This is a genomic window from Prochlorococcus sp. MIT 0801 (genome assembly GCF_000757865.1).
Taxonomy (GTDB): domain Bacteria; phylum Cyanobacteriota; class Cyanobacteriia; order PCC-6307; family Cyanobiaceae; genus Prochlorococcus_B.
Window position 1 is genome coordinate 865974 of sequence record NZ_CP007754.1, and the last position, 12578, is coordinate 878551.

A 12578-nucleotide genomic window follows, 5' to 3' on the forward strand; every position below is an offset into this window, starting at 1 on the left:
AAATTTATTAAATTATGAAAGCTAATTTAAAAGTTCAAATCTATAAAAATAGAAAATATGTTTGGTTTGTTTCATTCTCCTTATGTTTGATTTCAATAATTGGTATGCTAATTTGCCTTAAAAGTTCTTCTATTAAGGCTCCTTTAAACCTTGGTTTAGACTATACGGGAGGAACTCAAATAATCTTAGAGAGGAGTTGTACTGATGATTGTATTAGCATAAATACAAGTGAAATTTCTAATAATATAGTCGCTTTAAAAAAAGAGGATAAAAGTTTCAGTTTAAATACATCTCCTAACTTATCCAGATCACAAATTCAATTGCTTGATAATTCACAATTAATATCAATTAGGCTTCCATTTTTGTCTGCAGATCAATCTGAGTCTGTAGTGGCAGAGGTTAATAAACATTTTGGCCCATTTAAAAATGAAAATACTTCAGTTGAAATTATTGGTCCAAGTCTTGGTAAGCGATTACTTAAAAGCAGTTTAATTTCTTTATTCTTTGCTTTTCTTGGAATAGCTTTATATATTAATTTTAGATATGATCGAAGATACTCATTCTTAGCATTATTTGCTCTTTTGCATGACATACTTATTGTTTGTGGTGTATTTGCTTGGCTGGGATATTTTTTTAATGTAGAGGTCGACTCCTTATTTGCTGTTTCTCTTTTAACCATTGCAGGGTATTCAGTAAACAATACTGTTGTTGTTTTTGATAGGATCAGAGAGAAAAGTTCAATGGAGAATCAATTAAGTTTTAAATATCAGATTGATAAAGCCGTTGGCGCAACATTAACAAGGACTCTATATACAAGTCTTACAACACTTCTTCCATTAATATGTATATTGATTTTTGGAGGATCAACATTGTATTGGTTTGCATTTTCTTTGTTAATCGGCGTTATAATTGGATCTTGGTCGAGTATAGCTTTAGCCCCTTCAATGTTATCAATAACAAGTAATAAAAACCTTGATTGATTAAATATGTGCTTGATTTCTATTGGTAGATTTTTTAATTATTTTAAATACAATTGGCTACAAATCTTTTTAATTATACTTTCAATGTATGATTTAAGAATTGACCTTAGGATTCTAATTGATGTTTTTACTTTTTCGTCTCTTTTTTATACTATCTCTGAACACCCGTTGGCAATTATGATACTAATCACAAGCCCCTATCTTTTAAAAAAAAATAAATAAGTCTGATAATAGAATTAATCATATGATTATATATTTAGTAACTGTTAATTTCCCCTATCTCTTTTGAAAAATTAAATAGAAGTTTTATTTTTTTGCTTTTCTTGATGATTTGGGTTCAATTACCACTAATAGCTCCTCCATTTGAGTCATCAATTTTTTAACTTCTGTTGGCTCTGGGAGGGCTAACTCCTCTGTTACTCCTAAATGCATTTTTCTAAGCTCAGTTCGTAAGATCTTGAGAGATGCCTTTACTTCTTCCTTCTTTTCCTTTGCGGTTGCCATCTTTGCTAAGTCTTATAATATCTTTCATTATACATGATGTTATTATTTTACACTTTTTAGATTCCCAAATCAAATTACTAAGTATATAATTTGATTTAAGTGTAGTTCATTAAAAATGAACGTTTGAGTTTTAATCATATTCGACCATGCAGATTCCTCTATCTAATGTTATTAACTATAAGAAGATTAAAGTAGTAGTCATAAATTTTTTTTTAAAGAATAAAAGAATTATTTTACCTTTCTTTTTTGTTCTTTTTTTTATATCACTTTATTTCCTTATCGATTTTTCTACTCAAAGTCTTGTCGCTCATGATGAGGGACTTTACGCAAGAAGAGCAAGATTGATTGAATCCTCTGCTAATTGGTTTTCCCCCCCATTCACATCCCCTCACCATAAGACATTAGGCAGTTATTGGTTTATAGCATTATCTATAAGGTTGTTTGGAAATAGTGAACTAGCTCTAAGGCTTCCAAGTATTCTTTCTTCTTTTCTTTGCTTGATAACCTCGTATTTAATAGCATTAAAAATTACAAATAGTAAGTCTGCATTGATTTCTTTGTTCTCACTTTCATCAATGCCATTATGGATTCAATATTCAAGATATGCGAGTCCAGACTTGCCATTTGTGCTATGTATTTTATTAGTTATTTTATTTTTCCTTAAATCACTAGATTCTTCTGAATATAGAATTCATTATTTTTATTTATTCTGTTCGGGACTTTTTATTTCTACATCTTTCTTTATTAGAAGTTATATGGCCTTTGTTCCTTTTATAGGACTATTACCTTTTATTTTTTATCATCTATATAGAAAAGAATTTACTTCTACACTTTTATTTTTTACTGGAATAGCTCTAGGGGCTATACCCACATTTCTCAATCTTTATTTTTCTTTTCAAAAGTTTGGCATCTCTGGAATTACATCCCTTTTTCATTTTGCTAAGAAACAGGCTATTGGTGAATTTGCTTCTAACAATTTAATACTTTTACCTTTGAATTTTCTTTATTTAACATTTCCTATTGGACTATTACTTCTTATTCTTTTTGTATTTACTAAATCTAATCTTAAGGCCAGATATCCATTATTGATTTATTTTTATCCTCTTTCATCTTTAATCTTATTATTATTTATGTCTACATCATATCCTCATTATTATCTTTTTCTTCTACCTTCTTTATCCATAATCTTTGGTAACTACATAACATTTAATTCATCTAGATTCTCGTTCTCATACTCTACTATAAGATATCTACTCTTTTTTATCCTTTTACTAATATCATCTATTCTATTATTTTCTATTCTTAAATATACAGACTTAGTTATTCTTTATTCAAAGGGTTCTCCTTTATTAGTTTATATTCTTATCTCATTGATATTGTTATCCTACCTTACTTCACTTAGATTTCTATTTGACATTGAATATCTAAATTCTAATCTAACTAATTTCTTTTACAATATAATCATACCTCAATATATTTCTTTATCATTATTGTTTAATTTTGGTGTACTAGGTAATCCTAACTATAATACAAAACTTTTCTTGAAAGATACTGGTGTGTCAGAAATAATAAACTCTAATACCATTTACTTATTCAGCGTTGATAGTAAGGTTCAGACTTTACTTTCATATTATTTGCCATCCTCTAGGATTGTAGATGATTATGAAATAATTAGTAAATATAAATATGTAATTACTTCTAATGCTAATTTATTAGGAAAATTAAATCTTAACAAAATCTTTGTTACTGTTAAAAAATTTGACAATCACTTATTATTAATGAATATTGCTGAATAATTAATACTAATTCTTTTGATTCGACATATTAAAATGAATAAGATACTTAAGTATGCCTACACAAACTTTTGGGTTCCTGTTATGGGTAGGTTTATTTCTAGATTTATTCCTTTACTTGAGGGAAAGCCTCCTAAGCATCAACCAACATATGATATTGATGGTAAAAAATCTAAATGAATAGGTTGTGATTATTTGGGCAAGGAACCACCATGGCAATATCCAACTGCTAATGAATTTATGTCTATTTCATTTTGAGATCTATTTATATTATTTGATTTTAGATACTTTGTAGTTTTATCTATGCATGAAGAACTTGATGATGTGTACCTGACTATTGGATATATGTATAATATCCCTGCAATTAATATCGCGGAATAAACTATATATTTTTTATTTTCATCAATGAAATTTAATGTTTCTTTTTTCTTCTTGAGATATTTAGAAAGCCAAGAATCAGGTAATCCGATTTGAACAAATAAGAGTTCAACCCACCATGGAAGTTTTGTTTGGTTTTTATCTGGTTTACTTTTCATATTGATAGTTAGATTAGTTAGCCCTTTAATAAAATATTTTTGGGCTATTATCGCATCGATATTGTACCAATTGAAATATATACCATTTTTATAAAAATGGTATAGTCGTTTACTTCTTTTATGAGTATTTACTCTTATTCTGTTATTCTTTCTAATTCTTTGAATTATCTTATTGATTTTTCGATTAAAAATAGTGTATTATTTTTGTGGATGAATTGTATTCAATGGCAAAAAGAAGACGTAAACTTAGTCCTGAATTAGAGAAAAACATTTCATTAGCTAAGAAACAAATAGAATTAATTACCGCCATAATACATGATATAGATGAGGATGACATACAAGAAGAATATAAGTCTGCATTTTTACCAGTAATGAGTACCTATCTCTCGCTTGACCAAATGTATAAGGAAGTAGGTTTTAATGATGATACCACTAAACTTCATGAACTTTACTTAACTAATTTAACTAAATTTAAAAATGAATATGAACTCTAGTGTTAAATCTTTTTAATTTCCTTCAGTTATATTAGTTTGAGCATTTTTATAAGAAAAAATATTTTAAATATTTAACTTATGTTATTTATATTTAACTTAATTGAATTATAATTTCTTTATTAATTAATAGAGCTTCTCTAAACTTGTGAATTAGATTATATTATTATTTACTATTTCTATGGCAGATAACTCATACGATATTGATTTTGCGATGAATGTGATCAAAGAAGATATCATTAGAGAACTTTCTGAGTGTGTATCTAAGCAAAATAAAAATTCTTACTATCACCATACTTCATCTAAGAACCTTTCTTTTTCCGATAAGACTTTGGATTAGTTTTTTCAATTATTCTTTTAATTTCACTTTCATCCAACCTTGTAACGAGAAAGACCTCTTGTACAAGTTTACCTTTCCTGGCTAGGAGCTTGTAACCTTCTTTTGTTTTAACAGTAACTTTTATATCAAGTTTCTCTCCTCTTCCATTAGTCTTTGATAGCGAGGCAGGTGTAACTGTTTTTATCTCGTCGATTGATGCAATCTTTTTCAACCACTTAATTAAGCCTTCTATATTTGTGCTGTGGTTTTGAACAAGTCTTCCCATTTTTTGATATCTTATGTCGAATTTCTTAATTCATTTAAATTTCTCTGGGGTAAAGTACTCTAACCTTTCTGATAAGTTATAATTTAAAAAAATAATCTTAGTCATGATCTTTACTTTGGGATGGGCTTCATTAGCTGCGATTTTCACTTTTTCTATAGCAATGGTTGTTTGGGGCAGAAACGGTGATGGTTCTATTGATATATAGGCATAATTATGACTATAGACTTTAATCTCTATAGTTTTCTATCATTTACCTCTATTGCTCTGTTGTCTTTTATCACTATAGGTGTGATATATATTAGTTATATTGACTGGAAAGATAAAAGAAGAAAAAAATGATATCTAATCTTATTTGGTTTTTATGTTTAATGCGATAATTTCTAAAGCTTGTTTCATCTTTTCAATATTAGACTTATACATACTTATATCTTTCTCAACCCTTGAATATTGGTAGCCCAGCGACTTCGATATTTCATTTATTTCTTTATTAATCTCTTCTTCTTTTACATCCTTAAATAACGCCATTTCTCTGACCAACTTATATATACCGATAGCATTTATACGACTATAGTAGTCATATTCTTTTTTATCGCTGGTCATTTTTGCTAGAAAATCATTTAAATCTTCTTTTGTAAATGATTTCGCCTTGCTAACTAATTGTTCTGAGGAGTTATTTATCTCCGTAGGATTAAAACCATTGCAATTACAGATTGCGTCGAATAGCTTTGTAATATGTTCTCTAGGTTTATACCCACTTGTGAATTTACTAAATACTTCTTTTAAGCCTGTAGAAAAAATTGAATCTTTCTTAAAGTTTTTCTGATGACTCAACAGGTGAAGTTCTACTAGCAGCTCATCTGCAAGCTTTCTATAAATCGCTGGTATGACATAAGGAAATTCCTTATGGAAATCAGATTTGCTGTCTGAAATTGTTGCTCTAACGCTCAATGCCAAACCTAGATAATTCTTAAGAGACCTTAGCTTATCCCGCGACTTAGCTAGGATCATGAAAACCGACCATTATTATCGTTCAATGATTCCAATAGTTATTGAAGAATCTGGAAGAGGAGAAAGAGCCTTTGATATTTATTCAAGGCTTTTAAGAGAAAGAATAGTTTTTTTGGGAGAACCAGTAACAAGTGAGTCTGCTAACCGAATTGTTGCTCAACTCCTTTTCCTTGAGGCTGACGATCCAGATAAAGATATTTTTCTCTATATCAATTCTCCAGGTGGATCTGTTTATGACGGCCTTGGGATTTTTGACACAATGCAACACGTAAAGCCTGATATTCATACCGTTTGCGTTGGACTCGCTGCAAGTATGGGAGCCTTTCTGCTTTGTGCAGGAAAAAAAGGAAAGCGAAGTAGCTTGCTCCATTCAAGAATAATGATTCATCAGCCACTCGGAGGTGCAAGAGGTCAAGCGAGTGATATAAGGATCCAGGCTGATGAAATCTTGTTTATAAAGGATAAATTAAACAAAGAATTGTCTGATAGAACGGGACAACCTATTGAGAGGATTAAAGAGGATACAGACAGAGATTTTTATATGTCTCCATCTGAAGCCATCGAATATGGAATTATTGATAACGTATTTAATAAAAGGCCTGTAAATTCAGTATGAAATATAATTATTTTGTATCTGGAAGAACAGGAATAAATCTATCTTTCTCAGGGATAGTAGTATATTGAGATAATATTTTGCAGAATTCATCACCATCCATAGTTTCCTTTTCGATTAATATTTCAACTAATTTATCCATAGCTGATCTATTCTTTTCGACTAATTCAAGTGTTTCGCTATAGCACTTTTTAACTATTAATCTGACTTGTTCATCTATTTGCTTTGAAATTCCATCTGATATATCAGATGTGTTCATTAAGCTTCTTCCTACAAATACTTCTTGACTATCACCTTCTAAAGAGACTGGGCCGAGGCTGCTCATCCCAAACCTCGTAACCATTTGCCTTGCCATTGATGCGACCATTTGCACGTCTCCTCCTGCCCCAGTTGTAACTTCTTCTCTACCAAAAATAATATCCTCAGCAGCTCTACCACCAAGAGCTCCCATAATTCTTGCTTTTAATTGTGCTCTGCTTATTAAAGACTGATCATCATCTGGAGAGAACCATGTCAAACCTTGTGCTTGTCCCCTTGGGATAACAGTTACTTTTTGTACAGGATCGTGATCTTTTACTAAAGATCCAATTAAGGCATGACCAACCTCATGGTAAGCGATGAGTCTCTTGCTTCTTCCATCTACTAAAGGTGTTCCTTCCATACCCGCAATGATGCGATCAACTGCATCATCAATTTCAGAAAGACCTATTTGATCCTTTCTTCTTCTGGCTGTGAGAATAGCTGCTTCGTTTAGCAAATTGGCTAAATCAGCGCCTGTGAAACCAGGCGTTCTTCTTGCAATGCTCTCTAAAGTTAAATCCTTTTCTAATTTTTTATTTCTTGAGTGAACTTTAAGAATTGATAATCTCCCTGATATGTCTGGTGCGTCAACGGTTACTTGTCTATCGAATCTACCTGGCCTCATTAATGCTGAGTCAAGAACATCTGGTCTATTAGTTGCTGCGATGATGATAATTCCACTATTACCCTCAAATCCATCCATCTCAGTTAGAAGTTGATTGAGTGTTTGCTCTCTTTCATCATTTCCACCTCCAATTCCAGCTCCCCTCTGTCTCCCTACTGCATCGATTTCGTCAATAAAAATTAAACATGGACTATTTTCTTTTGCTCTTTTAAATAAATCTCTGACACGACTAGCACCCACACCAACAAACATTTCTACAAATTCTGAGCCAGAAAGGGAGAAAAATGGTACTCCTGCTTCTCCTGCAATAGCCTTAGCTAAGAGAGTTTTACCAGTTCCTGGAGGACCAACTAGTAAAACACCTCTTGGAATTTGAGCTCCTACAGATGTAAATCTTTCAGGTTGTTTTAAAAAAGTGACCACTTCTTCTAAATCTTGTTTGGCTTCGTTTACTCCCGCTACATCATCGAATTTGACACCAGTCTCAGCTTCCATTGCAAACCTTGCCTTTGTTTTACCAAATTGCATTGCTTGTCCTGGTCCCCCTGGCATTGAGTTTGATCTTCTTGAAAGTAGAATCAATCCTCCTATCAGAATTATTGGAAAAAGGAGGTTGCCGAGAATTCCAATTCCTGCTGGTGCTGTTCTAGGTGGATGAATGTCAAAACTTATTCCCTCTTCTTTGAGTGAGGAAACTAATTCAGGCGCTAAGCCTGGGAGATCAACTCTTAATCGTTGAACTCTGTTATCAATTTCGGGGTCAACTGACTCGACTATTGCATTTCTACCACCTTCGTAAATGTCGACAGAAGTGACTCTTCCTGCTTTTACGTAATCAAGAAATCTTCCATAGCTTATCTTTGCAACCGGTGCATTTCTTGATGGATTAGAGGTACTCGCTTGATTTACTTGAGTATTGGATGAAGAGCCAATAATTTGGAACGTAATTAAAACTACTATTGTTATTGGAATCACCCAAAGAGCTATAACCTTCCATTTCTTATCCATAATTCTTTAAAACTTTCAGTCAATTCTAGTAGTGCAATGCCCCTTTCTGTTGGATGCTTTCATCTGTTTATCAGAAATATTTTAAAATCATGTTTCTAAAGTTAATAAAATTTAGAATGTTTTTATATAAAATATTATATTTATAAACTTCTTAGCGCGGTAATTGGATCTAGCCTTGCAGCTCTTTTTGCTGGAAGAACACCAAAGGTTAAACCTATTGTACCTGATATGAAAACAGTTATAAATACAGTTCCAAATCCAATTGTTGCAGGCAAAGGTGATAATAAAGATACGATTTTTACTGCTGTGAGTCCTAAGCCTGTTCCTGCTATTCCACCCAGGCTAGATAGAATTAATGACTCTATTAGGAATTGTGTTGAAATATCTAATCTCCTCGCCCCTAAAGCTTTTCTAAGCCCTATTTCTTCGGTTCTTTCGCTTACAGAGACCAACATTATATTCATAATTCCTATCCCTCCAACTATTAATGATATCCCCCCTATCGCAGCTAGCAATAATGTTAAACCACCCGTAATCGTAGATACTATTTGTAATGCATCTTTTTGTGATCTAACAGCAAAATCATCATCTCTAATTATTTTGTGTCTTTGCCTCAATAAATTTGTTATTTGAAATTTTGCTGCCTTTATTGAATTTTCATTTATTGCTTCAACGCTTATGAAACTAAGACTTATACCATAAGTTGGATCTTTACCAGTAATTCTACTAACCATCGTTGATAGAGGAATATAAGCGTTCTCATCTTGATTGCTTCCAAAAACAGCACCTTTAGGCTTCATTACTCCAACAATTTCAAAAGACTGATCTTTTATTCTTATTCTCTCCCCTAAACCTTCTTTTTTATTGAACAGCTTATCTTCAAGATCTGGTCCAATAACAACTACATTTTTGGCCCCTTTTGTATCTTGCTCATTAATAAATCGGCCTTTAGCAATTTCAAAGCTTCTTACAATTAAAAAATCATTTGTTACTCCTGAAATAGAACTACTCGTGCTTTTAGAACCAGTTTGAATGACTTCATTTGAAGTGATTTGTGGAGCTACCCTTTTAACAGTTGGCACTTGCTCCTCTATTGCTTTTGCATCTTTAAGAACAAGGTTTTTTGGAAAAGCTACTCCTCTTCTTCTTGTGTCATTACTACCTGGTACAACGAATAAAACATTTGCACCTAGATTGCTTAATTGATTTTCTGCAAGATTCTGTGCCCCTCTTCCAACTCCTACAAGCGTTATAACAGAAGCATTTCCAATCACTATTCCAAGCATTGTTAATAAACTTCTAAACTTATTAGATTTAAGATTCTTTATTGCCATTCCCGTTGTTTCAGTTAGACGGAGCTTCCTTTTCATATTTTTTTAGATAAAAAGAGATTCATTCTCATGTTCTGAACTAACTATCCCAACCTTTACCAAATCTGTTGACCCACTTACGCCTGAAAGTGTTCCTGCTGTTTCAACAACAAGATCTCCTTGCTTAAGAATTTTCATTTTTTTTGCCATATTCATAGCATCATCAAATGTTTTTGACGTGCTTGTTTGATTTTCTATTAGAAGTGGCGTAACTCCCCAGACAAGTTGAAGTGTGCTGGCAACACTTTTTTCATTAGTAACTGCCAGTACAGGAGTGGCGGGTCTAAATTTACTTACATTTTTTGCAGTTGCACCACTTTTTGTTAAAGGTATTATGGCTGCAGCGTTTATTTGTCTAGCAATACTGCTTACGGCTGCGCTAATAGCATTTGGAATTGTGCTTGGAAGATGACTTTCCAGTGCTTTTTGTGGATAATCTCTTTCGATTCTTTTCGCAATAGTGGCCATAGTTGCCACAGCCTCAATGGGATAATCACCAACTGCAGTCTCATTTGAGAGCATTACGGCATCCGTACCATCGAGTATGGCATTTGCTACATCACTCACCTCTGCTCTTGTAGGTCTTGGGCTTGAGGCCATTGAATCAAGCATTTGTGTGGCCGTAATAATCGGTATGCCAAGGCTGTTTGCCTTTTTAATGAGTTGCTTTTGTAACAATGGAACTTCTTCTGCGGGCATCTCTACCCCGAGATCCCCTCTGGCTACCATTACTCCATCACATAATTTTAAGACGGCGTCTATTTGATCAATAGCTTCAAATTTTTCAATCTTCGCAACTACTGGAGTGTCATATCCATGATTTCTAATTAAATCTTTTATTTCTATTAAATCAGAAGGATTTCTTACAAAACTTAGTGCTACCCAATCAACACCTTGTTTTAAACCAAATGCTAGATCTTTTTTATCTTTTTCTGTTAAAGCCCTTATGGAGAGTTGAACATCAGGGAAATTTACTCCTTTGTTATTAGATAGAACCCCACCCACGGTTATTGAACAAATTAACCTTTCATCTTTTAAATCAACTTCTTCAACTTTCATCTCTACCCTTCCATCATCTAACAGAATTCGATTTCCAACATTTACTTCTTCAGCTAGCTTGTCGTACGTGACATTTGCTTGGTCCTGATTACAGTCAATATTTTTCGATGTAAGAATAAATTTATCGCCATTTTTGACATTAACTGGGCCATTTTTAAATCTACCAAGTCTAATCTTAGGCCCCTGAAGATCCTGAAGGATTCCTATGTGAATGTCTAGATCATCAGAAACTTTTCTAATTGTTTTTATTCTTTGAGCATGTTCTTCATGATCACCATGACTAAAATTTAGACGAAAAGTAGTCGCACCGGCCTCTACTAACTTGCTTATTTGACTCGCACTTTCCGTTGCGGGTCCTATCGTAGCTACAATCTTGGTCCTTCTGGCTAGGTCGAGTATTTTCATTTATGTGACTTGTGATAACAAAAAACTAACATCTGATTGTGTTTTATTTGTCAACTTTACTTTTTCAAGAGAATAAAGATGGAATTAAATGATTACCAAAGAGAATCTCGTAAGACAGCTCTTTATCCTGATGTTGGTAGCAATGCTATTTATCCAACCTTAGGTCTTGTTGGTGAAGCAGGGGAGGTTGCTGACAAAGTAAAGAAAATTCTAAGAGACAAAAAGGGTGTATTTGATAAAGATAGTAAGGATGCAATTAAATTTGAACTAGGTGATGTTCTTTGGTACATATCCCAGCTCTCTAGTGAGCTGGGATATGAATTGGAAGATGTAGCTCATGCAAACCTACAAAAGCTCAACAGCCGAAAATCTCGAGGAAAAATCCAAGGTAGCGGCGATGATCGATGATCTTAAATTATCCATACATTTGAAATCCTCCCATCGCCAATGCAGCTGCATTTCCTAGAATTCCTTGAACGACTCTAATAACAACAAAAGCTAAAATAGGAGATAAATCTAAGCCTGCTAATGGAGGTATAATTCCTCTGAAAAAATTTAGATAAGGATCAGTAATAGCACACAAATTTACAAGTATGGGATTACTCATATCAAGATTTGGGAACCATGTCAGCAAAACCCTAATGATTAATATTGTTGAATAAATTCCAAGTGTTTTTAAAAGTACAAGAAGAATTGTCGGAATAATTTCGTAGCCCATTAGCCTTTGATTTTTTGTATTATATTACGCCGCCTTTTTGTCTTCTGCTTGATCTGGTTCAGGTAACACTGAAAATGTTTGATGAAATTTTTCTGAGAGAGTTAACCAGAAAGAACGTCCATCCTTTTGCCGCCTTCTTTCAACGAAGTTTTTTTCTACAAGCTCTTTAATGTGATCGTATGCGCCAGATCCTCTGAGATCAACCAACTCTGATTGGAGTATTTTCTTTTTGAGTGCAACAGTCGCCAATGTTCTTAATGTCGCAATCGATAAATCTGCTGGAAGGAGATCTTGAACCAACTCACCTAGCCCTTGCCTTAATTCCAAGCTGTAATGACTTTTGTTTTCGTTTATTTCTAGAGAAGTGTCACGCTGAGCGTATCCAGCCTTAAGTTCCCAAAGTGCTTTTTCAATTTCAGCAATATCTTTATCCAGTAATTCAGCCATCTCTTTTGATGATGTTGGCCTTCCTTTGAGATAGAGGATTGCCTCAATCTTCGCTGGTAATGAAATTTGTATGCTCTCACTCATAACATTAAAACCAAAATTATTTTTCTGTATAT

15 protein-coding genes and 1 pseudogene are annotated in these 12578 nt (G+C 33.0%); 7 read left to right on the top strand and 9 right to left on the bottom strand.

What is annotated here, in order from left to right; translation table 11 throughout:
* Positions 1 to 14 precede the first annotated feature (14 nt).
* Positions 15 to 980, top strand: coding sequence for a protein translocase subunit SecF (gene secF / locus EW15_RS04525; protein ID WP_038652478.1), 966 nt, complete (start codon positions 15 to 17; stop codon positions 978 to 980).
* A gap of 306 nt (positions 981 to 1286) precedes the next feature.
* Here secF and EW15_RS04530 read toward each other — a convergent pair whose 3' ends face one another.
* The gene (locus EW15_RS04530) at positions 1287 to 1484 is read right to left on the bottom strand and encodes a hypothetical protein (protein ID WP_038652480.1); all 198 of its coding nucleotides are present in this window, start codon (positions 1482 to 1484) and stop codon (positions 1287 to 1289) included.
* Between the two features lie 146 nt (positions 1485 to 1630).
* Between EW15_RS04530 and EW15_RS04535 the strand changes: the two genes are divergently transcribed.
* Positions 1631 to 3280 (top strand): glycosyltransferase family 39 protein, encoded by a 1650-nt coding sequence (locus EW15_RS04535; protein ID WP_038652482.1) that lies wholly within the window; start codon positions 1631 to 1633, stop codon positions 3278 to 3280.
* Positions 3281 to 3313: 33 nt separating this feature from the next.
* Positions 3314 to 3457: a hypothetical protein gene (locus EW15_RS11065; RefSeq protein ID WP_197049704.1), complete on the top strand. Its 144-nt coding sequence runs from the start codon at positions 3314 to 3316 to the stop codon at positions 3455 to 3457.
* 11 nt (positions 3458 to 3468) lie between these two features.
* Here the strand turns inward: EW15_RS11065 and EW15_RS04540 are convergent, their stop codons facing one another.
* Entirely contained in the window at positions 3469 to 3813 is a 345-nt protein-coding gene (locus tag EW15_RS04540) for a hypothetical protein (RefSeq protein WP_038652485.1), read from the bottom strand.
* A 206-nt stretch (positions 3814 to 4019) separates the two neighbouring features.
* Here EW15_RS04540 and EW15_RS04545 point away from each other — a divergent pair, with 206 nt between their 5' ends.
* On the top strand, positions 4020 to 4307 hold the full coding sequence (locus tag EW15_RS04545; RefSeq protein ID WP_225866608.1) for a hypothetical protein: 288 nt from the start codon (positions 4020 to 4022) through the stop codon (positions 4305 to 4307).
* Positions 4308 to 4606: 299 nt separating this feature from the next.
* Here the strand turns inward: EW15_RS04545 and EW15_RS04550 are convergent, their stop codons facing one another.
* Positions 4607 to 4909: a DUF2103 domain-containing protein gene (locus EW15_RS04550; protein WP_038652490.1), complete on the bottom strand. Its 303-nt coding sequence runs from the start codon at positions 4907 to 4909 to the stop codon at positions 4607 to 4609.
* Between the two features lie 103 nt (positions 4910 to 5012).
* Here EW15_RS04550 and petN point away from each other — a divergent pair, with 103 nt between their 5' ends.
* Positions 5013 to 5114 (top strand): cytochrome b6-f complex subunit PetN, encoded by a 102-nt coding sequence (gene petN, locus EW15_RS10485; protein ID WP_071841048.1) that lies wholly within the window; start codon positions 5013 to 5015, stop codon positions 5112 to 5114.
* A 143-nt stretch (positions 5115 to 5257) separates the two neighbouring features.
* Here petN and psb29 read toward each other — a convergent pair whose 3' ends face one another.
* Entirely contained in the window at positions 5258 to 5857 is a 600-nt protein-coding gene (psb29, locus tag EW15_RS04555; protein ID WP_038655180.1) for a photosystem II biogenesis protein Psp29, read from the bottom strand.
* 85 nt (positions 5858 to 5942) lie between these two features.
* Between psb29 and clpP the strand changes: the two genes are divergently transcribed.
* Entirely contained in the window at positions 5943 to 6533 is a 591-nt protein-coding gene (clpP, locus tag EW15_RS04560) for an ATP-dependent Clp endopeptidase proteolytic subunit ClpP (RefSeq protein WP_038655183.1), read from the top strand.
* Between the two features lie 7 nt (positions 6534 to 6540).
* On the opposite strand, the gene ftsH is transcribed toward clpP, so the two are convergent.
* From ftsH to pyk, 3 genes and pseudogenes are all read right to left on the bottom strand, one after another.
* On the bottom strand, positions 6541 to 8463 hold the full coding sequence (gene ftsH, locus EW15_RS04565) for an ATP-dependent zinc metalloprotease FtsH (RefSeq protein ID WP_038652493.1): 1923 nt from the start codon (positions 8461 to 8463) through the stop codon (positions 6541 to 6543).
* A 140-nt stretch (positions 8464 to 8603) separates the two neighbouring features.
* Positions 8604 to 9833 (bottom strand): ABC transporter permease, encoded by a 1230-nt coding sequence (locus EW15_RS04570; protein ID WP_038652497.1) that lies wholly within the window; start codon positions 9831 to 9833, stop codon positions 8604 to 8606.
* Positions 9834 to 9872: 39 nt separating this feature from the next.
* Positions 9873 to 11297 (bottom strand): annotated as a pseudogene (gene pyk, locus EW15_RS04575) (pyruvate kinase); the annotation flags it as partial.
* A 78-nt stretch (positions 11298 to 11375) separates the two neighbouring features.
* On the opposite strand from pyk, the gene EW15_RS04580 reads away from it, so the two are divergent.
* Positions 11376 to 11705 carry a nucleoside triphosphate pyrophosphohydrolase family protein gene (locus EW15_RS04580; RefSeq protein WP_038652503.1) on the top strand — a complete coding sequence of 110 codons (330 nt, stop codon included), beginning with the start codon at positions 11376 to 11378 and terminating at the stop codon, positions 11703 to 11705.
* A 7-nt stretch (positions 11706 to 11712) separates the two neighbouring features.
* Here the strand turns inward: EW15_RS04580 and EW15_RS04585 are convergent, their stop codons facing one another.
* Positions 11713 to 12015: a YggT family protein gene (locus tag EW15_RS04585; protein ID WP_011293831.1), complete on the bottom strand. Its 303-nt coding sequence runs from the start codon at positions 12013 to 12015 to the stop codon at positions 11713 to 11715.
* A 24-nt stretch (positions 12016 to 12039) separates the two neighbouring features.
* Positions 12040 to 12546 (bottom strand): SMC-Scp complex subunit ScpB, encoded by a 507-nt coding sequence (scpB, locus tag EW15_RS04590; protein WP_011293832.1) that lies wholly within the window; start codon positions 12544 to 12546, stop codon positions 12040 to 12042.
* Positions 12547 to 12578: the final 32 nt, after the last annotated feature.

What these genes read in the sequence shown, in the direction of transcription:
- secF (WP_038652478.1), top strand. Translation starts at nt 15, where the DNA reads ATGAAAGCTAATTTAAAAGTTCAAATCTATAAAAATAGAAAATATGTT.
- EW15_RS04530 (WP_038652480.1), bottom strand. Translation starts at nt 1,484, where the DNA reads ATGGCAACCGCAAAGGAAAAGAAGGAAGAAGTAAAGGCATCTCTCAAG.
- EW15_RS04535 (WP_038652482.1), top strand. Translation starts at nt 1,631, where the DNA reads ATGCAGATTCCTCTATCTAATGTTATTAACTATAAGAAGATTAAAGTA.
- EW15_RS11065 (WP_197049704.1), top strand. Translation starts at nt 3,314, where the DNA reads ATGAATAAGATACTTAAGTATGCCTACACAAACTTTTGGGTTCCTGTT.
- EW15_RS04540 (WP_038652485.1), bottom strand. Translation starts at nt 3,813, where the DNA reads ATGAAAAGTAAACCAGATAAAAACCAAACAAAACTTCCATGGTGGGTT.
- EW15_RS04550 (WP_038652490.1), bottom strand. Translation starts at nt 4,909, where the DNA reads ATGGGAAGACTTGTTCAAAACCACAGCACAAATATAGAAGGCTTAATT.
- petN (WP_071841048.1), top strand. Translation starts at nt 5,013, where the DNA reads ATGATCTTTACTTTGGGATGGGCTTCATTAGCTGCGATTTTCACTTTT.
- clpP (WP_038655183.1), top strand. Translation starts at nt 5,943, where the DNA reads ATGATTCCAATAGTTATTGAAGAATCTGGAAGAGGAGAAAGAGCCTTT.
- ftsH (WP_038652493.1), bottom strand. Translation starts at nt 8,463, where the DNA reads ATGGATAAGAAATGGAAGGTTATAGCTCTTTGGGTGATTCCAATAACA.
- EW15_RS04570 (WP_038652497.1), bottom strand. Translation starts at nt 9,833, where the DNA reads ATGAAAAGGAAGCTCCGTCTAACTGAAACAACGGGAATGGCAATAAAG.
- EW15_RS04580 (WP_038652503.1), top strand. Translation starts at nt 11,376, where the DNA reads ATGGAATTAAATGATTACCAAAGAGAATCTCGTAAGACAGCTCTTTAT.
- EW15_RS04585 (WP_011293831.1), bottom strand. Translation starts at nt 12,015, where the DNA reads ATGGGCTACGAAATTATTCCGACAATTCTTCTTGTACTTTTAAAAACA.
- scpB (WP_011293832.1), bottom strand. Translation starts at nt 12,546, where the DNA reads ATGAGTGAGAGCATACAAATTTCATTACCAGCGAAGATTGAGGCAATC.